General features: G+C 68.1%; 21 protein-coding genes and 2 tRNA genes. 6 read left to right on the forward strand and 17 right to left on the reverse strand.

Annotation, left to right across the window (positions count from 1 at the left end; genetic code table 11):
* The first annotated feature begins 28 nt into the window (after positions 1–28).
* Positions 29–808, forward strand: a complete 780-nt coding sequence (pstB, locus tag ABRP18_RS13300; RefSeq protein WP_017828973.1) for a phosphate ABC transporter ATP-binding protein PstB — start codon at positions 29–31, stop codon at positions 806–808.
* A gap of 296 nt (positions 809–1,104) precedes the next feature.
* On the forward strand, positions 1,105–1,911 hold the full coding sequence (locus ABRP18_RS13305; RefSeq protein ID WP_349885361.1) for a type IV toxin-antitoxin system AbiEi family antitoxin domain-containing protein: 807 nt from the start codon (positions 1,105–1,107) through the stop codon (positions 1,909–1,911).
* 234 nt (positions 1,912–2,145) lie between these two features.
* Here ABRP18_RS13305 and ABRP18_RS13310 read toward each other — a convergent pair whose 3' ends face one another.
* The 4 genes from ABRP18_RS13310 to sigK form a co-directional block, all read right to left on the reverse strand.
* A complete protein-coding gene (locus tag ABRP18_RS13310) occupies positions 2,146–3,030 on the reverse strand; it encodes an aminodeoxychorismate lyase (protein WP_113680764.1) in 885 nt (294 codons plus the stop codon).
* A 205-nt stretch (positions 3,031–3,235) separates the two neighbouring features.
* On the reverse strand, positions 3,236–3,865 hold the full coding sequence (locus tag ABRP18_RS13315; protein WP_046746474.1) for a hypothetical protein: 630 nt from the start codon (positions 3,863–3,865) through the stop codon (positions 3,236–3,238).
* A gap of 29 nt (positions 3,866–3,894) precedes the next feature.
* Positions 3,895–4,683, reverse strand: coding sequence for an anti-sigma factor domain-containing protein (locus tag ABRP18_RS13320; protein WP_046746473.1), 789 nt, complete (start codon positions 4,681–4,683; stop codon positions 3,895–3,897).
* Complete coding sequence (gene sigK / locus ABRP18_RS13325; protein WP_045262427.1) at positions 4,680–5,267, reverse strand: ECF RNA polymerase sigma factor SigK; 588 nt, start codon at positions 5,265–5,267, stop codon at positions 4,680–4,682. Before sigK ends, ABRP18_RS13320 begins: the two co-directional genes overlap by 4 nt.
* A 174-nt stretch (positions 5,268–5,441) precedes the next feature.
* Between sigK and ABRP18_RS13330 the strand changes: the two genes are divergently transcribed.
* From ABRP18_RS13330 to ABRP18_RS13340, 3 genes are all read left to right on the forward strand, one after another.
* On the forward strand, positions 5,442–6,101 hold the full coding sequence (locus ABRP18_RS13330; protein WP_046746471.1) for a fasciclin domain-containing protein: 660 nt from the start codon (positions 5,442–5,444) through the stop codon (positions 6,099–6,101).
* 136 nt (positions 6,102–6,237) lie between these two features.
* A tRNA-Lys gene (locus ABRP18_RS13335) sits at positions 6,238–6,310 on the forward strand.
* A gap of 140 nt (positions 6,311–6,450) precedes the next feature.
* A complete protein-coding gene (locus ABRP18_RS13340) occupies positions 6,451–6,996 on the forward strand; it encodes a type 1 glutamine amidotransferase domain-containing protein (protein ID WP_046746470.1) in 546 nt (181 codons plus the stop codon).
* 8 nt (positions 6,997–7,004) lie between these two features.
* Here ABRP18_RS13340 and ABRP18_RS13345 read toward each other — a convergent pair whose 3' ends face one another.
* Positions 7,005–7,520: a CGNR zinc finger domain-containing protein gene (locus ABRP18_RS13345; RefSeq protein ID WP_058632077.1), complete on the reverse strand. Its 516-nt coding sequence runs from the start codon at positions 7,518–7,520 to the stop codon at positions 7,005–7,007.
* A 25-nt stretch (positions 7,521–7,545) separates the two neighbouring features.
* Between ABRP18_RS13345 and ABRP18_RS13350 the strand changes: the two genes are divergently transcribed.
* Positions 7,546–7,761, forward strand: coding sequence for a hypothetical protein (locus ABRP18_RS13350; protein WP_058632078.1), 216 nt, complete (start codon positions 7,546–7,548; stop codon positions 7,759–7,761).
* Here ABRP18_RS13350 and ABRP18_RS13355 read toward each other — a convergent pair.
* The 12 genes from ABRP18_RS13355 to ABRP18_RS13410 all read right to left on the reverse strand — a co-directional run bounded on the left by ABRP18_RS13355 (position 7,751) and on the right by ABRP18_RS13410 (position 18,266).
* Positions 7,751–8,284, reverse strand: coding sequence for a DUF1697 domain-containing protein (locus tag ABRP18_RS13355; RefSeq protein WP_349884812.1), 534 nt, complete (start codon positions 8,282–8,284; stop codon positions 7,751–7,753). The genes ABRP18_RS13350 and ABRP18_RS13355 overlap by 11 nt on opposite strands.
* Positions 8,281–8,862, reverse strand: a complete 582-nt coding sequence (locus ABRP18_RS13360) for an isochorismatase family protein (RefSeq protein WP_058632080.1) — start codon at positions 8,860–8,862, stop codon at positions 8,281–8,283. Before ABRP18_RS13360 ends, ABRP18_RS13355 begins: the two co-directional genes overlap by 4 nt.
* A gap of 67 nt (positions 8,863–8,929) precedes the next feature.
* Positions 8,930–9,002, reverse strand: a tRNA-Thr gene (locus ABRP18_RS13365).
* Between the two features lie 69 nt (positions 9,003–9,071).
* Entirely contained in the window at positions 9,072–10,625 is a 1,554-nt protein-coding gene (locus ABRP18_RS13370; RefSeq protein WP_141368905.1) for an alpha/beta hydrolase, read from the reverse strand.
* Positions 10,622–11,779 carry a DNA polymerase III subunit delta' gene (locus ABRP18_RS13375; RefSeq protein WP_046746466.1) on the reverse strand — a complete coding sequence of 386 codons (1,158 nt, stop codon included), beginning with the start codon at positions 11,777–11,779 and terminating at the stop codon, positions 10,622–10,624. Before ABRP18_RS13375 ends, ABRP18_RS13370 begins: the two co-directional genes overlap by 4 nt.
* Before the next feature lie 59 nt (positions 11,780–11,838).
* A complete protein-coding gene (tmk, locus tag ABRP18_RS13380) occupies positions 11,839–12,468 on the reverse strand; it encodes a dTMP kinase (protein WP_193761436.1) in 630 nt (209 codons plus the stop codon).
* Entirely contained in the window at positions 12,465–15,296 is a 2,832-nt protein-coding gene (gene topA, locus ABRP18_RS13385; RefSeq protein ID WP_349884813.1) for a type I DNA topoisomerase, read from the reverse strand. The genes tmk and topA overlap by 4 nt, the downstream gene beginning before the upstream one ends.
* Positions 15,297–15,376: 80 nt before the next feature.
* Entirely contained in the window at positions 15,377–15,703 is a 327-nt protein-coding gene (locus ABRP18_RS13390) for a hypothetical protein (RefSeq protein ID WP_058632084.1), read from the reverse strand.
* Positions 15,703–16,077, reverse strand: coding sequence for a TadE family type IV pilus minor pilin (locus ABRP18_RS13395; protein WP_058632085.1), 375 nt, complete (start codon positions 16,075–16,077; stop codon positions 15,703–15,705). Before ABRP18_RS13395 ends, ABRP18_RS13390 begins: the two co-directional genes overlap by 1 nt.
* 20 nt (positions 16,078–16,097) lie before the next feature.
* Positions 16,098–16,295: a DUF4244 domain-containing protein gene (locus tag ABRP18_RS13400; RefSeq protein WP_349884815.1), complete on the reverse strand. Its 198-nt coding sequence runs from the start codon at positions 16,293–16,295 to the stop codon at positions 16,098–16,100.
* A gap of 64 nt (positions 16,296–16,359) precedes the next feature.
* Positions 16,360–17,265 (reverse strand): type II secretion system F family protein, encoded by a 906-nt coding sequence (locus ABRP18_RS13405; protein ID WP_046746460.1) that lies wholly within the window; start codon positions 17,263–17,265, stop codon positions 16,360–16,362.
* Positions 17,256–18,266, reverse strand: a complete 1,011-nt coding sequence (locus tag ABRP18_RS13410) for a TadA family conjugal transfer-associated ATPase (RefSeq protein WP_231589625.1) — start codon at positions 18,264–18,266, stop codon at positions 17,256–17,258. Before ABRP18_RS13410 ends, ABRP18_RS13405 begins: the two co-directional genes overlap by 10 nt.
* Between the last annotated feature and the right edge of the window lie 15 nt (positions 18,267–18,281).

Genomic DNA, 18,281 nt, shown 5'->3' on the forward strand with positions numbered 1-18,281 from the left:
GCCTCGACCCGAAAAGCAAGGAACTGCAGTGTCCAAGAGCATCGAAGTCAACGACCTGAACGTCTACTACGGCGACTTCCTCGCCGTGGAGGGTGTCTCCCTCGACATCCAGCCGCGCAGCGTGACCGCGTTCATCGGCCCCTCCGGCTGCGGCAAGTCCACCTTCCTGCGCACGCTCAACCGCATGCACGAGGTCATCCCCGGTGCCCGCGTCGAGGGAGAGGTGCTGCTCGACGGCAAGGACCTCTACGGCCCCGGCATCGACCCGGTGCTGGTGCGTCGACAGGTCGGCATGGTCTTCCAGCGCCCCAACCCGTTCCCCACGATGTCCATCAAGGAGAACGTCCTCGCCGGCGTGAAGCTCAACAACAGCCGCATGTCGAAGAGCGATCAGGATGCGCTCGTCGAGAAGTCGCTCACGGGTGCGAACCTGTGGAACGAGGTCAAGGACCGCCTCGACAAGCCCGGCTCCGGCCTGTCCGGCGGTCAGCAGCAGCGTCTGTGCATCGCGCGCGCGATCGCCGTGTCGCCGCAGGTGCTGTTGATGGACGAGCCCTGCTCCGCGCTCGACCCCATCTCGACCTACGCCATCGAGGAACTGATCGGCGAGCTCAAGAACGAGTTCACCATCGTGATCGTGACGCACAACATGCAGCAGGCGTCCCGAGTCTCCGACAAGACGGCGTTCTTCAACATCGCCGGTACCGGCAAGCCCGGCAAGCTCATCGAGTACGACGACACCACGAGCATCTTCACCACTCCGTCCGTGCAGGCCACCGAGGACTACGTCTCCGGCCGCTTCGGTTGAGCCCACTGCTCTCCCCTACTGCTGATTCCCCTCCCCTGCCTCCCCTGCGGCTGTTCCTCCGAAACCCAGACCACTCGAGTGGCTGCCGGCGTGTCAGCTGTTGACACGCCGTCGCACCGTCGGATGGTCTGGGTTTCGGCTTACCCGGGTCGAGGTGCACTGTGCCTGCACCGGCCCGGAATGCAGGGAGTTGTCCATAGCTCGTGCGGTTTCGGCCTCGACCGATGGCGTGCTCAGGGCAGTATCGGGCGATGTCCTTCGTGCGCGCCGCTTCTGTGCTGGGTGCGCTCGGGAGGATGGCACGGACATCGGAGCTTCGCAGGAGGGGTGTGAGCCGCGATGAGCTCTCGCGCGCGGTGCACTCCGGTGAAGTACTGCGACCGCGTCAGGGTGTCTATGCGCTGCCCGACACTGCGGAGGCCTGGATCCATGCCGCGTCTCACGGAGGAACGGTCGGATGTGCCCAAGCGGCAGCGGCGCACGGGCTCTGGGTGCTCGAGCTTCCTTCCACGAATCACATCTGGATGGGAGCTGCAGGGACTCCACGATCGCAGTGCGACGCCTGCGTGCTGCACTGGGATGAAGGCCACGTTCGCGTCGGAGAAGCCGCTCCCGTGCCGAATGCGCTCCTTCAGATCGCGGCGTGCTGCGGCGAGGACACGTTCTTCACCGCGCTCGAATCGGCTTTGCGACAATCACTGCTCTCCCCCGCTGGGCTGATCTGGCTTCGACGCCATCTTCCGACGTCGATGCGCTGGCTCGTCGCCTTCGCTCGTGCGGATGCGGACAGCGGGCTCGAATCGCTCATCCGGCTTCGGCTGCACCGGATCGGGATATCGGTCAGGACCCAGGTTCACGTCTCCGGTGTCGGGGAGGTCGACCTCGTCATCGGCGACTTCCTGATCGTCGAGGCCGACGGCCGGGAGAACCATGCCAGGGGGAAGGAGCGGAGCAAGGACCTAAAGCGTGACGCCGCGGCTGCCGCTGCCGGGTATACGACTCTGCGCTTCACGTATGAGCTGATCGTCGACGAGTGGCATCTCGTCGAGGCCGCGATCCGCGGCGCCGTCGCACGCGGAGCCCACCTCGCGCCGGCGGTCTGACTCCACCACCCCGCCCAGCCACCCCGCCCCCAGCCACCCCGCCCCCAGCCACCCCGCCCCCCAGCCACCCCGTCCCCCAGCCATCCCCGTCCTCCTGCCAAAACGGAGACCAGTTGCGAAGGTGATGGCGCGTCGCGCCCAGACACGCCGTGCAGCGGACGGGTGGTCTCCGTTCTGGCGTCGCCGTGCGGGCACGGTGGGGCGGCGTGGTGAGCGCGCGGTAGGTCGGAGAGGTCAGGTGCGGGGAGAGAGAAGGTAGCGGTTCAGGGCGGCCGTGAGGGTGCGGTCGACCGGGAGAGGCGTGCCGTCGACGGAGGTGATGGCCGTGGCGAGGCGCACGCTAGACACGAGCCACGCAGCATCAGCCCGCGTGAGGTCGGTCGCGGGGATGCGGTCGTAGCCGGTCTCGAAGCCCTGAGCGGCGAGATGCTCGTAGACGCTGAGCTGTGTCGTCCCGTGCAGGATGCCACCGGTCGGGGCCGGTGTCAGGAAGCGGTCTCCGAATCGGAGGATCAGCGAGGCGGTCGGGGCCTCGAGCACGAAGCCGTCGCTCGAGAGGAAGATCGCATCGTCCGCTCCCCGTCGATGCGCCTCACGGAGCGCTGCCATGTTCACGGCATACGACAGCGTCTTCGCTCCCAGCAGCAGCCACGGAGCCCGCTCTGCGGCGTCCAGGTCGTACCCGCGGTCGAGAGTGACCACCCGCACCCCGTTCTCCCTCACGGCGGTGAAGTCGGCCGCCGGCGCAGCGGTCACCCACGCGGTCGGAGTGGGCCCGTGCTCGACTCCTCGGCTGAGGATGAGCTTGATGACCGACTCGCCCGCGCCGAGCTGTGACGCTGCATGATCGATCGCCTGTCGCCACTGCGCGAGATTCGGCACCGGGAGGTCGCACAGCCGAGCGGAGTGCGCGAGACGCTCCAGGTGCGGAACCACCTCCTGGGCATGTCCATCGATCACGCCGATGGATTCGAAAACACCGTCACCGCGCTGCGTGCTCAGCTCCCCGACGCTGAGCGCGGGCGCAGCGGCGTCCACCTGCGTGAACGTGTCCGCGAAGTCGGAGCGCTGCACGTCGGCAGCAACGGGATCGATCATGAGTGCGAAGCGCCCGGTCATGATCCGAGCCTAGAGGGCGGGAATACCCATCGCCTCATCGCGTTACAATTGAATGGCCGGGCCGCATAACCCCGGGCTCCAATTTTTGCCGCTGCGAGCGGCCTTCCGCCGAGAGGCGTTCTTGCGGCCCGGTCTTTTCATATCCGGCCGGTCTTTTCGTATCCGGGTTCCTCACGCCGTGAGCATCCTGCGCGCTGAGATCGGCTCAGGCGAGGGCGTCCGTGCGCCACAGCACGGCAGCGGCCGCCAGATCCTGGCCGTAGCTGCTGAGGCGAAGGGCCCGGGTGGTCAACTCACTGGCCCGAGCCGGCTCTGTCGGCTCGTAGTCGTCCGCGGTGTGAGTCGCACCTGACGCCTGCACCCGGCAGAACGCCGCGGCACGGTCGAGCGCGACGGCGAAGTCACCGCGGAACGCCCCGCGCAGGATCGTGTCGATCAGCACGACCAACTCGTCGGGGCTCGCCGGCACAGGCGCCCCGGCGATCACCGCATCCGCAGACGGCAGCTCAACGCGCCCACGGTCGTACAGGAGAGCCGCCGTGTGCGGGTCGCCATGGATCGCGAGCTGCAGGACGTAGAGACGCCACAGCGCGCCGGGCAGCGTGCGCGACGGCGCCTTCGACCAGAGCTCGGCGATCTCGTCGATGCCGTGCTCGGCAGTGAATGCCACCAGGCGTTCCGCACTCGCACCGCTCTCGTCCGCACGGACGCGCGTCAAGAGGGCGGACGCCGTGGCGTGCGCGATACGAGTCTCCTCGGCGGGATCGTGCGCGCCGACGATGTTGTCGAAAGCACTCGTCGGACGACGCACGGGGCGATGGTGCTGCTCGGGCATCCCTTTAGGGTACGCGCGATCGGAGCAGCTCAGGCCGTGGGGATGACGATCACGGGATCGGTCGTGGGCTGGCCGGTGGGTGATCCGCCTGCCTGCTCGACCGTGACTGCGATCGCGTCGCCCGCCTGCATGTCGCCGGCGAGCAGTGCCGTGGCATCACCGCCGTCGACATCGAAGACACCGGCGGAGACCGGCGCATCGCCGCGCACGAACCACAGCTCGTACGTCTTGCCGTCGCCGGCGCTCGGAAGACCATCCGCCACGAGGACGGCCTTGCCCGCAGAGCCGGACCAGTGCGCGGTCGCGGTTCCGCCACCGTCGAGTTCCACCGTCGCCTGCTGAGCGTCTCCTGAGGCCTCGATCTCCTGCAGAGCGACAACGCTCGCCGGCGGGTTCAGCTGCTGGTTGAGAGCGATCGCTCCGACTCCGACTCCGACCAGCAGGGCGAGGCACGCTGCCAGGGCGAAGATGGTCCGCGTCCAACGGCGCGGCTTCTCGCGTTCGGGCTGACCCTCAGGCGCGGACCCGTTCGATGGCTCGAGCCGAGGCGCATCATCCGAGACCTCGCGATCGGTTCGATCCTCCCCGTCTTGAGGGATGGTGGCGATCTGGGCGAGCAGGGCGGAACGGATATGCGCGGGGGGCGTGACGGGCTCCACGGAGTCTGAGAGGAGCGCAGCCGTCGCGATATCCGCATCCACCGTTTCCTCCCCCTCGAGGTGCTCTGCGAGGGCGGCTCGATAGCGACGTTCGTCGTCAGCGGAGAGCGCATGCAGGGCGGCACCTGCCGCGAGCTCCTCGAAGTCCTTCTCGTTCATGCCGTCACCCCCATCGCCGTGCGCAGACGGCTGAGCCCGTCTCGCATCCGTGTCTTGATTGTCCCCAGCGGCGCCCCGACGAGGGCCGCGATCTCGTTCTGACTGTAACCGCCGTAGTAAGCGAGGACGAGTGCTTCCCGCTGCGCTTCCGGAAGCCCCGAAAGCGCCTCGACGACCTTCCCTCCCTCGATCCCCAATTCGACCTGCTCCGCCACACTGTCGTGCGCGATGCCGATGTCCTTGAATCCTGCCCGTACATCCCGGTCGGCACTCGACTGCGATGCTCGCACTCGATCGACGGCCCGGCGATGAGCGATCGTCATGATCCACGCTCGTCCTTGACCTCTGTTCGGAGCGAAGCGCGAAGCGGATTGCCAGATCTCCAGAAAAACCTCTTGCAGCACCTCTTCGCTCTGAGAGCGGTTGACCAGCACGCGGAGGATGAGACCGAACACGCGAGAGGAGAGGGTGTCGTAGAGAGTCGCGAAGGCAGCCTGATCACCGGACGCGACGCGGACGAGGAGGTCGGCGACAGCATCCTGCGTCGCTCCTTCGTCGGGAACGTCGAAACCATCGATGACCATCTCTCACAGCATGCCGCATCAGAGGCTCTATCGCGCGCAGGCGTCACCTGAATGTGACGGATCGGAGCACCGATCAGAAACTTTTCTCAGATTCGTCCCATCCGATCCGGATGGGGCTCCGAACAGCACTCGACGCCACGGAGAGGCCGTGGCTCAGTTCTGAAGGAGCTCGACATGTTCAGCACCAAGAAGAAGGTCACCGCGGCAATCACCCTCGGCCTGGCGAGCGCGTTCCTGCTCTCCGCCTGTTCCATGGGCAGCGGCAGCACCTCGGACTCGTCGTCCGAGCCGAAGGCACCGGAGACGTCGGAGTCGACGCCGATGGAGATGGACCCGGCCGCCAACCTGGTCGGCCCCGGTTGCGCGGCATACGCCGACGCTGTGCCGGACGGCGCGGGCTCGGTCGCCGGTATGGCTGAGGACCCGGTGGCGGTTGCCGCCTCCAACAACCCGCTGCTGACCACGCTGGTCGCTGCGGTCAGCGGAAAGCTCAACCCCGACGTCGACCTGGTCGACACCCTGAACGGCGGCGAGTTCACCGTCTTCGCTCCGGTGGATGACGCTTTCGCGAAGATCGACCCGGCCACCATCGAGGCTCTCAAGACCGACAGCGCGACGCTGAGCTCGATCCTGACGTACCACGTGGTCCCCGGCCAGATCGAGCCGGCCGACATCGACGGCACGCACACCACGGTGCAGGGTGCTGACCTCGAGGTCACGGGCAGCGGCGATGACCTGATGGTCAACGACGCCAAGGTGATCTGCGGTGGAGTCAAGACCGCGAACGCGACCGTGTACCTCATCGACACGGTTCTGATGCCCCCGGCTTCCTGAGCCTGGGACAGCCGGGTGGGAGGACACCCGGCACGCGCCCTTCTCGGGGCAGGGGGAGGAACCCGGGAAGGAAAGGGGCCGTCGGCGGTGCTGTGTCGCCGACGGCCCCTCGTCGTGCGCACTAGACTTGACGCAGGGGCCTCTAGCTCAGTTGGCAGAGCATCGGACTTTTAATCCGCGGGTCGTGGGTTCGAGCCCCACGGGGCCCACCGCACGTCGTCGTATCTGACCGACGACCTTCCTGTACCACCGGCTCTTCGCATCGGCCACCCCCTTTCGCCTCCGCTTGACCTGAGAGATGGTCGAGTCGTCCCCGAACGGCGGACGACACTCCAGGAAAGGATGAACGATGACCCTCAGCGGCAGCCGCGTGGCATTCCTCGCAACGGACGGATTCGAGGACAGCGAACTCACCAGTCCCTGGGAAGCGGTGACGGCAGAAGGCGCGAGCGCGACCATGATCGCCCCGGACGGCGCAGCCATCACCGGCAAGAACGGGCACGAGCAGGCCGTGGATCTGCACGCGTCGGAGACGACAGCTGATCAGTTCGATGCCCTGGTCTTGCCCGGAGGCGTCGTCAATGCGGATCACCTGCGCATGGACAAGGCCTCCATCGAACTGGCGCGGGCTTTCTTCGAGCAGCACAAGCCGGTCGGCGTGATCTGCCACGGCGCCTGGATCCTCATCGAGGCGGGCGTCGTCGATGGGCGGACACTCACCAGCTATCCGAGTCTGACCACCGACCTGCGCAACGCGGGCGCGACGTGGGTCGATGAGGAGGTCGTGGTCGACGAGGGGCTCGTCTCCAGTCGAACCCCCGACGACCTCCCGGCGTTCAACGCGAAGCTGGTCGAGGAGATCGGCGAAGGCAAGCACGCCGGGCAGACCGCCTGACGACAGGGCTAGGCCCGCGCCCGATGCCGACGCACCGCCGCACGGTTGGCGCAGCGCACGGAGCAGAAGCGTTGACGACCGTTGCGCGTCACATCCGCGACGACGTTGGTGCAGGGCGCGGCCTGGCAGCGGCTCAAGCGGTTCATGCCCCGGGTGACCAGGTGCAGCGAGGTGCCGAGGCTGATGATCGCCCTCAATACGAAGGGCAGCGACGGCACGTCGTCCCGATAGTGCAGGTGCCACCCCTCGCCGTCGTGGTTCGTCAACCGGGGGTAGGCGGCCGCGACGGCGAGTTGCGCGTTGAGGAGCGCTGCTCGCGCGTCGGGGTCGGGCTCATCGACGATGGCGAGCCATTCGTCGATGACGTCCCTGACCCGCTCGTAGTCGCCGGGAGCCGCTGGGAAGGTCATCGTCATCCCCTGCGCGAGTGTGCGCTCCTCGATCCCGGCGCGGTCGGCCGGCCAGTCGTTGGCGAGAGAAGCGGCGAGCAGTACCGCGTATTCACCGTAAGGGTTGAGATGCATAAGACCATTACATCACGCTGGATGCATGACCTCGCCGAGCACTCTTCCCATCCCGCGCATCCACCCGTCGACCGCCCCCCACGAACACGCCTGGACGGTGGAGTCCCGGCACCCGACGAGCGAGGGCATCGTGCTCTACGTGCGATGCACGAGCTGCCGCGTACACCGCGTCGACGTGCAGCCGCACCCTCACACGCCGCCGACGGCGCTGAGCGCGGAACTGCCGGGCGTCATGCCGTGAGCTCGATGAGCCTGCGCGTCGTCCTCAGATTTCGAGCCGTCCCCGCGACGCCCAGTGCACGGTCCAGCACCGCCTTCGTGAGCTTGGTGGAGTGCACGCCGCCCTCCCCGTAGTCGATCCACAGATCGTTCCCGATCAGCGCGATGCGCTCCGCCGGGAGCAAGCGGAGCTGCAACGCGTCGATCGCGCCTGCAGCGGGCGCCCCCTCCAGGAACATCGCGTGCACGAACTTCTGATCCCCCTCGGAGAACGGCTGCGCGGACTCGGAGGAGAGCAGCTGCGCGTGCGTGCGGTGGATGACGGGCGTGTCGACCCCGAACTCGTCGTGGATGACCACCCGCACAGCTGCACACGCGACGGCGGGATCGTCCGGTGTCGCGCACACGATGTTGCCGCTCGCGATGTACGTGGAGACATCCGACAGGTCGGTTTCGGCCGCGAGCAATTCGCGGAGGCGCGCCATCGGCACGCTGTTACGGCCGCTGACGTTGACCGCCCGCAGCAGCAGGACGCTGCGCCTCACTCGCGGGCGCTCTCGACCAGCTCCGCCCCCGCATGGACGAGCTCGGCGAGGGCTGCCTCGCTGGGCTCCGCCGCGACGCCGGCGACGAGGTCGGTGAGGATACGGACCCGCACCCCGTGAGCGATGGCATCGAGGGCGCTCGCCCGCACGCAATGATCGGTCGCGAGGCCGACCACGTCGGCGCTCGACGCGCCTGCTTCCGCAAGTATCGCGCCGACCGTCTCCCCCGCCTCCGTCCGCCCCTCGAACATCGAGTAAGCCGGTATCCCCTGCCCCTTGCGGACATGGTGCGTGACGGCATCGGTCACGAACAGAGGGTCGTACTCGGCACCCTCGGTCCCCGCGACACAGTGCACAGGCCAGGAGTCGACATAGTCGGGGTCCTCCGCGAAGTGCCCGCCGTTGTCGCCATCGGCATCGTGCCAATCCCTCGACGCGACGATCACGTCGTAGTCGGCCGCGTGGAGGGCAAGGAACTCGGTGACGGCAGCAGCCACCGCATCACCGCCCGCGACGGCAAGGGCGCCGTGCTCGGTGAAATCGTTCTGCACATCGACGATGAGAAGCGCTCTGCTCATGTTTCGAGAGTACGCGGTGAGGAACGGGAAAGGCCCCGTGATGTTCTTCGCATCACGGGGCCTTCGGAGCCGCTTGTCAGAATCGAACTGACGACCTTTTCATTACGAGTGAAATGCTCTGCCGACTGAGCTAAAGCGGCGTGCGACGCGTGAGCGGCGCGATCACCGATATTACCCTGTCTCGCGCTCACTCGCGAATCGAGGTCTCCTCATTCGCAGCGGAGCCCGTCTTCCGGTACGACATCGTCGAGCAGGAACGCCTCGACCGCGTCGTCCACGCAGGCGTTGCCCTTGTTGTATCCGGTGTGCCCCTCGCCGACACGCGTGATGAGAACACCTTCCTCGAGCTGGTTCGCGAGCGACTCCGACCACTCGTAGGGGGTCGCCGGGTCGTTCGTCGTGCCGATCACCAGGATGGGGCCGGCGCCTTCAGCCTTGATCTCACCTCGCGTGCCCGTGGGCGGGTAGGGCCAGACCGAGCAGGAGTCAGGCCCCGCCCAGTAGGGCGCGATCGTGGGCGCGCCTTCGGCGATCTTCGCGTTCGTCGCGGCTTCAGCCGCCGGGTCATCCTCGACCGGGTAGTCCATGCAGTTGTAGGCGCGGAAGGCCTCGGTGGAGTTGTCGGTGTAGGTGCCGTTCTCGCGTCCGTTGTAGAAGTCGGCGAGGAACAGAGCCGAGGTCGGGTCGCCCTGCAGTGCCTCATCGAGCGCCTGCGTGAGGTAGCCCCAGCTATCCTGCGAGTAGAGCGCGGCGATGATGGCGGTCATCAGGGAGTCCGCACCCAACATGCGGCCGTCTCCGCTCTTCAAAGGGGTGCTGTCGACACTCGCCAGCAGCGCCCCCAGATCGGCCATGGCCTCATCCACGCTGCCGTTGAACGGGCACTCCCCCGAGTCGAGGCAGTCCTGCATGTAGGCGCGCAGCGCGGACTCGAACCCGAGCGCCTGCGTCGCGCCGACCTCGAGCCCGGGGACAGCGGGATCGATCGCGCCGTCGAGCACCAGGCGGCCGGCCTTCTCGGGGTACAGCTTCGCGTAGGTCGCACCGAGGAACGTGCCGTACGAGTAGCCGAGGTAGTTCAGCTGCTTGTCGCCCAGCAGCGCGCGGATCAGATCCATGTCCCTGGCGGCGTTGACCGTGGTGATGTACGGAAGGATCCCCCCGCTGTTGGCATCGCACGCATCGGCGAACTTCTTGTGCGAGTCGAGCAACTCGGCCTCCCACTCGGCCGTGCCTCGTGCTGCCGAGGGAATGCCGTACAGGTAGTCGTCCATCTGCGGTGCGTCGTAGCAGGTGACCGCGGTGGAATCTCCGACGCCGCGCGGGTCGAACCCGATCACGTCGAAGTTCTCGATGAGGTCGGCGCCGACCGCGAAGTCGAGGCTGTTCAGGATCAGGTCGACACCGCTGGCCCCCGGACCGCCCGGGTTCGTGAGCAACGAGCCGACGGGGGTGCCCTCGGCGCGGTGTCGGACGACCGAGAGGGTGATCTCACCCTTCCCCGGGTCTTCCCAATCGAGTGGAGCGGTGACATCGGTGCAGTCGAAGCCGACACCGCACTCCGTCCAGGTCAGTTCCTGCGAGTAGAAGGGCAGCAGGTCCTCGGCGACGCCCTCGGTGTCCGGCGCACTCGTCGTCGACGGCCGTGACGACTGCTCGGGAATCATCGCGTACAGACAGCCCGACAGGGCGACGGAAGCGGCGGCGAGCCCTGCGATGACCGCGGCGGCGCGGCGCAGGCGGGAAGTCGATCGATTGTTCACGGTTTCCTCCCGCTCGTGATCGTCACGAGCAAGCTCTCCAGGGCGAGCAGCGGGGCGACGTTGCGCTCCAGCGACTGCCGCGTCTCGGCAAGGTGGTCAAGTACGACAAGAGTACGGGTCTCGGGCCAGGCGGAAGCGAGGTCGGACAGCTCGGTGCGCAACTCGCTGTTGATGAGACCTTCGCTCTGCCCGAACTGCAGCATCACGACGTCGCGGTACAGCGACTGAAGGTCGGTGAGCACACGGTCGATCCCGTCGCGCAGGCTCCGCGTGGCCCGCTTCTTCTGATCGTCTTCGAGCGCCGAGAGCTGTGTCCGCAGCGCCGGCGGCACCGCCTGGCCCTCGGCGATGCCGATCGTGCGCAGCAGCGAAGCGCGCTCCTGGGCGTCGCGCTCGGCGGTGAGAGCCTTCGCGTCCTCCGTGGCCGCCTGGATGATCCGTCCGGCGACCTCGACCGCATCGCCCACTCCTCTGACGCCGAGTACCGAGCGGAGCGTCTCGTCTCGCCGGCGCCTGGCCGCGTCGTCGGTGGCGAGCCGCTGGGCCATGCCGATGTGGCGCTGCGCATGCCGTGCCGCCTGCTCGGCGACGGCTTCATCCACCCCCGTGCGAAGGCTGATGAGCCTGGCCACGTCGGCGACATCGGGCTCCCGCAACCGCAGCGATCGCACGCGCGATCGGATCGTGGGCAGCAGATCGGCCTCGCTCGGCGCGCACAGGATCCACACCGTCTGCTCCGGAGGCTCTTCGAGCGCTTTCAGGAGCACGTTGGAGGTGCGCTCGACCATACGGTCGGCGTCTTCGACGACGATGACCCGATAGCGGCCGGCGGAGGGGGCGAAGTAAGAGCGCTCGACGAGACCGCGAGCCTCGGCGATCGTGATGATGACCTTGTCGGTGCGCAAGGCGGTGACATCCGGATGGGTGCCTGCGAGCACCTGCCGCATGACGGTCTCGTCGTCCGGCCGATCCGCGATGAGTGCGGCTGCGAAGGCGTACGCCAGAGTCGAACGGCCGGAGCCGGGCGGTCCCGTGATCAGCCAGGCGTGCGAGAGCGCCGACGGATCGGCTGCCGCGGCACGGAGCGTGTCGACGGCAGCGTCCTGCCCCCACACATCCGCCCACGGGAAAGGGGCCGGAACGGTCTGGGGCATGCACTCAGCCTAATCGTGACCACCGACGTCGGAAGCACGGAGAGGTGCCGCCGCGCTGGTCAGTCGAGAAGGGCGCCGATTCTCGCCCTGATCTGCTCCGCGATCGCATCCGGGGCCGCTGCGGCGTCGACGACGAGGAACCTGTCCGGCTCGGCTCTCGCAAGGTCGAGGAAGGCGTCGCGGACGCGTCCGTGGAAGTCCGACTGCTCCGCCTCGAGCCGGTCGAACGGCTTGTCGGCGGAGTCCAGCCGAGCCCGCGCCTCACTGGGGGCGAGGTCGAGCAGGATCGTCAGGTCGGGCAGCGCACCCTCGGCGGCCCAGAGCGAGAGGTCGCGGATCTCCGCCGCATCGAGCACCCGACCCGCGCCCTGATACGCCACGGACGAATCGAGGTAGCGATCCTGCAGCACGATGTCGCCCCGACCGAGCGCCGGGCGTACGACGGTGGCGACATGGTGCGCCCGGTCCGCGGCGTACAGCAGAGCCTCCGCGCGCGGTGCGATGTCGCCGCGATGGTGCAGGACGATGTCGCGGATGAGCTGACCGACCTCCGAGCCGCCGGGCTCACGGGTGCGGACGACCGTACGTCCGGCCCCTTCGAGCCAGTCCGCGAGCAGGTTCGACTGTGTGGTCTTGCCCGAGCCGTCGCCGCCCTCGAGAGTGATCCACACCCCGCGGCCTGAGGTCACGAGTCCGCCTTCTCCGCTGCCTTCGCCGCGGCGTTCGCGGCACGCGTCGCGGCGGCCTTCTTCGCCGCCGCGGAACGCGCAGCGGACGTGGCGGCCGTCGTCTTCTTCGCTGCAGGCTTCTTGGCCGGTGCCTTCTTCGCTGCGGGCTTCTTCGCGGGTGCCTTCTTCGCGGCACCGCGCTTGGGGGCGGGGCCCTTGGCGCGCTTGTCGGCGAGCATCTGCACTGCGATCTCGAAGGTGATGTCCTCGACCTTCTGCCCACGCGGAATCGTGACGTTCGTCTCGCCGTCGGTCACGTACGCACCGAAGCGGCCGTCACGGATCCGGATCGGCTTGCCGCTGACCGGGTCGGCCTCGAACTCGGCGAGCGCGCTGGAGGCCCTGCGTCCGGCGCCGTACTTCGGCTGGGAGTAGATCTCCAGCGCCTGCTCGAGCGTCACGTCGAAGATCTGCGACTCCGACTCGAGCGATCGCGAATCGGTGCCCTTCTTCAGGTACGGTCCGAACCGCCCGTTCTGCGCCGTGATCTCATCGCCGGATTCGGGGTCGACGCCCACGACGCGCGGGAGGCTCAGCAGCTGCAGCGCCGTCTCGAGGTCGATCTCGTCGACGGACATCGAACGGAACAGCGACGCGGTGCGCGGCTTGGGAGCCGCTTCCTTCTTCGCGCCCCGCTTCGGCTTCGGCTTGTCGACGACCTCGCCGGTCGCCTCATCGACAGCGGCATCCTCCGACACGGGATCGTTCTCCTGAACGTACGGCCCGAACCGGCCGTCCTTCACGACGATGATCTTGCCGTTCTCGGGATTCTCCCCGAGAACGCGGTCACCGGCGACGGGAGCGTCGATGAGCTCCTGCGCCTTCTCGGCGGTCAACTCGTCCGGCGCCAGGTCTTCCGGAACGTTGACGATGCGCGGCTTGGCCTCGGGATTCGCCGGGTCGGCCACCTCGAGGTACGGGCCGTACTTGCCGAAGCGCAGCGTGGCGGTGTCGGTGATGCGCGTGGAGTTCAGCGCGCGGGCATCGATCTCGCCGAGGTTGTCGACGACCTGGCGTAGCCCGACGTGGGCGTCAGAGCCGAAGTAGAACGACTTGAGCCACTCGACGCGGTTCTGCTCGCCACGGGCGATCGTGTCGAGGTCGTCTTCGAGCGCAGCCGTGAAGTCGTAGTCGACGAGGTCGGCGAAATGCTCTTCGAGCAGACGCACCACGCTGAACGCGAGCCAGGTCGGCACGAGCGCCTGCCCGCGCTTGACCGCGTATCCACGGTCGAGGATCGTCTCGGGGATCGAGGCGAACGTCGAAGGACGTCCGATGCCCTTCTCCTCGAGGACCTTCACGAGGGAGGCCTCGGTGTAGCGCGGCTTCGGCGTGGTGCGGTGACCCTTGGCCTCGGCATCCGACACGGCGAGCTGGTCGCCGACCGCGACGGCAGGCAACGACTGGTTCTCCGCGGCGTCGGCATCTCCGCGCTTCTCGTCGCGACCCTCCTCGTACGCCTCCAGGAAGCCCTTGAACGTGTAGACGGTTCCGGATGCCGTGAACTCGGCCTTCCTCTCCCCCGCGTCGACGGCGATGGTGACCGTCGTGGTCTCGTACTTGGCGTCGGACATCTGGCTGGCGACGGTGCGCTTCCAGATGAGGTCGTAGAGGCGCTGCTCATCGCGATCCAGCTCGGATGACAGGGAAGCCGGCGTGCGGAAGTTGTCGCCCGAGGGACGGATGGCCTCGTGGGCCTCCTGGGCGTTCTTGCTCTTCGACTTGTAGACGCGCGGCTTCAGCGGCACCGCTGCATCGCCGTAGAGCGAGACCGCCTGGCTCCGTGCCGCCTGCACCGCCTGGGTGCTTAGCGACGTGGAGTCGGTACGCATATAGGTGATGTAGCCCTTCTCGTACAGACGCTGGGCTACACCCATGGCCTGCTTGGCGCCCATCGACAGCTTGCGGCCCGCCTCCTGCTGCATCGTGGAGGTCGTGAACGGCGCGTAGGGGCTGCGCGTTCCCGGCTTGGCCTCGACCTTGGTGACGTTCCCGGTGCCGACGGCGTCCACAGCCTCGGCGAGCGCGGTGGCCGCGGCCTCGTCGAGGATGACGACGGCCTTCTTGAGCTTGCCGTCGTCGTCGAAGTCCGAGCCGCGTGCCAGCTGGCCGCCGTCAACGCGGACGAGTCGGATCTTGAACGAGGTACCCGTCGCCGCGGCTGCCGCATCGACGTCCCAGTACTCGGCAGAGGTGAACGCCATGCGCTCGCGCTCGCGGTCGACGATGAGGCGCGTCGCGGCGGACTGCACACGACCCGCCGAGATGCCGGTCTTGACCTTGTACCAGAGCACGGGCGAGACATCCCACCCGTACAGGCGGTCGAGGATGCGGCGGGTCTCCTGCGCGTCGACGAGGTCGTGGTCGAGTTCGCGGGTGTTGCCGACGGCGGCCTGGATCGCGTCCTTGGTGATCTCGTGGAACACCATGCGCTTGACCGGGACCTTGGGCTTGAGGGTCTCCAGCAGGTGCCAGGCGATCGCCTCGCCTTCGCGGTCCTCATCAGTGGCGAGCAGGAGTTCGTCGGCGCTCTTCAGCGCACGCTTGAGCTCGGCGACCGTCTTGGTCTTCCGATCGGAGACGACGTAGTAGGGGTCGAACCCGTTGTCGATGTCGATGGAGTACTTCCCGTACGCCTGCTTGTCCGCAGCCGGGATGTCCTTCTTGTCAGCGAGGTCGCGGATGTGGCCGACGGAGCTGAGCACCTCGTAGCCGTCGCCGAGGTATCCCTGAATAGACCGCATCTTCGTCGGGGACTCGACGATGACGAGCTTCTTGCCTTCAGCCAAGGGTGCGTCCTTTCTTCGAAGCACACCATACACACCACTGTGTGGGGTCGTTCACAGTGAGCGAGGTCGCGCTGCCGTCGCTATCCCTCGGGTGGCCCGGCACGGGCTCGGGAGACGGCTGCGAGTCCAGCGTACGCCGCCTGCACCTCCACGGTCGCCACGAAGCCCTCGAGGACGCAGCCGGTGAGGGTCGCGCCGGCAGCGAGCGCGACCCTCTCGGCGAGTGCGCAGGGCTGCTCGGATGTGGTCACGGCACCGCTCGCCGCATCGGCAGCGGCGAGCGCCGCAGCATCGGCCGCACCCGCCGCTCGTTGCGCCGTCACGGCCGCACCTCCGACAGCGGCGAGCCCCAGGGAGATGGTGGCCGCGACCGCGAGTATGCCAGCCGCCAGCGCCGAACCGGCCATCAGAGTCCTCCCTCGAGTGCGCAGCTCGAGGCCCGCAGCGGCATGCGGATCAGCGCGCCGACGGAGACATCGACGGAGGTGGTGACGCATACGAGGTCGCCCCGGGGCGAGGACGACATCCCCGCCCCTGGCACGGCAGCATGCACCACCCGCTCTGCCGCACCGTGTCCCTCGCCACGTCCGAGAAGACGAGCCGCGTCCGCGGAGGCGTCCTGCAGCGCGACCTGGCGAGACGCCGCTCCGAGCGCCCCTGCCCCGAGAAGGAGCGCGAGCACGACGGCGGGAAGCGCGAGTGCCAGCTCCGCTGCGGCGGATCCGCGCTCGTCCGCATGTCGCGGCGTCGGCGCCGCATCGCCACCGCCAAGCTCGGTCATCGCGCGTCTCCCTGCCCACATCACGACACCGTGAGCGCGCGCCGCACGAGCTCCGTGAGGATGCCGCGGACTTCATCGGAGCGCATGATCACGACGAGGAGCCCGGCGAAGGCGACCGCGGCCATCGTGGTGATCGCGTATTCGGCTGTGGCCGCCCCGGTGTCGTCGCCGAACAGCATGGCCGCGCGTCGGCGGTCGAGCGCAGGGATGTTCTTCATGGTGTTCCTTCTTTCTCTCTGGGCGATGCGTAGGCATCGGATGGTGCTGATGGACTGTTGGCGGTCACAGGGGCATCGGAGTGGATGCGAGGACGCTGAGCAGGAGAGGCGCGACGCCGAGGAGCAGGAAGGCGGGCAGCGTGCAGATACCGAGCGGGAACAAGAGCCGTGTCGAGAGCTTCGCCGCACGGAGCTGCCCCTGGACCCTCGCGGCATGCCGGTCCTGGGCGGCCGCTGCCCGCAGGAGCTCTGCGGCAGGCACCCCTGCAGCGCGGGACAGCTCGAGCACGGCGGCGACCCGCTCGTCGCCGCCTCCGGAGACGGATGTCTGCGAGACCAGGTGCAGCGCGCGGTCGATGGAGGCGCCACCGGCGAGCGCGATCGCGACCAGTTCTGCCCGCATGCCGGGGGTGCCGGGTTCCGGCGCCGCTCTCCTCAGGAGCAGCGATGTCCACAGCCGCGCCGCCACCACGAGGAGGAGGCCGAGAATCACGCAGGCGGCCCCGAGCACACTCCCGAAGATGACACTGAGGGTGTCGAAGCCGAGCGCGAAACCGAGGAGCAGCCCGGCCATGGGCATCCAGAGCAGCAGACGCGCCGTCCCGGCCGGTTCCGCGAGAGCGATGCGCACATCATCGGCAGCAGCGGCGGCATCCCGCAACGTCTCCGCGATCATGCGGAGAACCTCGGCGAGCGGGGCCCCGACCGTCGTCGCGACCTCCCAGGCCGCGGCGAGATCGACCCAGGCCCCGCCCTCTGCTTCGATGGCGTCGAGGAGCGGGATGCCACGATCGAGCCGATCGACGACGGCGCGTGCTGGCACGTCGTCGGTGGCGGCGAGATGCCGCCACGCGACGAGGGGGACCGCTCCGGCCTGCAGCAGCACAGCCAGCGTCTGCACCGACGTCGCAGCGTCCGCTGAGGTCGCATCCCGCCGCTGCGCCGCGCGAGGAGATCGCCTCACCGCCACGGCTGCACCTCCTCGATGTCGAGCCGATCCGCTGCGATGACGAGCCGGCCCGCCTGGCGGATCCGACGGATGCCGCCGGGGGCACGGTCGAGATGGAGGACGATGGTGAATGCGCTCACGGCCTGTCGCGCGAGTGCCACCGCATCCATGCCGGCGAGGGCGCCCAGTGCTTCGAGGCGGGCGGGAACGTCACGGAGCCCGCTGGCGTGCAGGGTGCCTGCGCCGCCATCGTGTCCGGTGTTGAGTGCGGTGAGCAGCTCGCGGACCTCTTCTCCGCGACACTCGCCGACCACCAGGCGATCCGGCCGCATGCGCAGAGACTCACGGACCAGGCGGCTCAGCGTGATGCCGCCGGCGCCCTCGAGATTCGGCTGCCTCGCCTCGAGAGCGACGTGGTGCGGATGCCTCGGCCGCAGTTCGGCGACGTCTTCGATCGTCACGATGCGCTCCCCTGGCGCGACCTCGGACAGCAGAGCGGAGAGCAGCGTGGTCTTGCCCGTTCCCGTTCCCCCGGTGATGAGGATGTTCGCCCGCTCGGCCACCAGGCCGAGAAGCCAGGCCTCTTGGCGCGCATCGAACGCGCCGAGCGCAGAGAGGGATCGAAGGTCCGCGGCGCGCACCCGGGGGATGCGTATCGAGAGCGCGGTTCCTGTCGTCGACACCGGAGAGAGCACGGCATGCACACGGACGCCCGAGTCGAGGCGGACGTCGACGCAGGGCGCCTGGTCGTCGAGATGGCGTCCGCCGAGCCCGACCAGTGCGACGGCGAGGTCACGAACCTCACGCTCCGAGGCCCTCCAGGCGGCAGCCGGCTCGGCGCCATTCCCCCGGTCGACATAGAGCCCGCCCGCACCGTTCACGAACACATCGGTCACCGCGTCGTCGATGTGAGGAAGAAGCGGTCCGAACACGGGATCCAGACGGAGGGGTGCCGGCGACGTGGTCTCCTCGGATGCGAGCGAGCGCACTCCCCTGGGCTGGATGACGAAGGAATCAGGCATGACGGCGACGTTATG

Source organism: Microbacterium sp. WHRI 7836, from assembly GCF_040223885.2.
Lineage (GTDB): Bacteria > Actinomycetota > Actinomycetes > Actinomycetales > Microbacteriaceae > Microbacterium > Microbacterium oxydans.

Coding starts and splice junctions, on each gene's coding strand:
- ABRP18_RS13320 (WP_046746473.1), bottom strand. CDS start 4,683: ATGAACGAGAAGGACTTCGAGGAGCTCGCGGCAGGTGCCGCCCTGCAT.
- ABRP18_RS13390 (WP_058632084.1), bottom strand. CDS start 15,703: ATGGCCGGTTCGGCGCTGGCGGCTGGCATACTCGCGGTCGCGGCCACC.
- ABRP18_RS13400 (WP_349884815.1), bottom strand. CDS start 16,295: ATGAAGAACATCCCTGCGCTCGACCGCCGACGCGCGGCCATGCTGTTC.
- ABRP18_RS13360 (WP_058632080.1), bottom strand. CDS start 8,862: ATGAGCAGAGCGCTTCTCATCGTCGATGTGCAGAACGATTTCACCGAG.
- ABRP18_RS13375 (WP_046746466.1), bottom strand. CDS start 11,779: ATGCCCCAGACCGTTCCGGCCCCTTTCCCGTGGGCGGATGTGTGGGGG.
- ABRP18_RS13305 (WP_349885361.1), top strand. CDS start 1,105: ATGGCACGGACATCGGAGCTTCGCAGGAGGGGTGTGAGCCGCGATGAG.
- sigK (WP_045262427.1), bottom strand. CDS start 5,267: ATGGTCATCGATGGTTTCGACGTTCCCGACGAAGGAGCGACGCAGGAT.
- ABRP18_RS13340 (WP_046746470.1), top strand. CDS start 6,451: ATGACCCTCAGCGGCAGCCGCGTGGCATTCCTCGCAACGGACGGATTC.
- ABRP18_RS13410 (WP_231589625.1), bottom strand. CDS start 18,266: ATGCCTGATTCCTTCGTCATCCAGCCCAGGGGAGTGCGCTCGCTCGCA.
- ABRP18_RS13345 (WP_058632077.1), bottom strand. CDS start 7,520: ATGCATCTCAACCCTTACGGTGAATACGCGGTACTGCTCGCCGCTTCT.
- ABRP18_RS13330 (WP_046746471.1), top strand. CDS start 5,442: ATGTTCAGCACCAAGAAGAAGGTCACCGCGGCAATCACCCTCGGCCTG.
- ABRP18_RS13350 (WP_058632078.1), top strand. CDS start 7,546: ATGACCTCGCCGAGCACTCTTCCCATCCCGCGCATCCACCCGTCGACC.
- ABRP18_RS13310 (WP_113680764.1), bottom strand. CDS start 3,030: ATGACCGGGCGCTTCGCACTCATGATCGATCCCGTTGCTGCCGACGTG.
- ABRP18_RS13395 (WP_058632085.1), bottom strand. CDS start 16,077: ATGACCGAGCTTGGCGGTGGCGATGCGGCGCCGACGCCGCGACATGCG.
- ABRP18_RS13315 (WP_046746474.1), bottom strand. CDS start 3,865: ATGCCCGAGCAGCACCATCGCCCCGTGCGTCGTCCGACGAGTGCTTTC.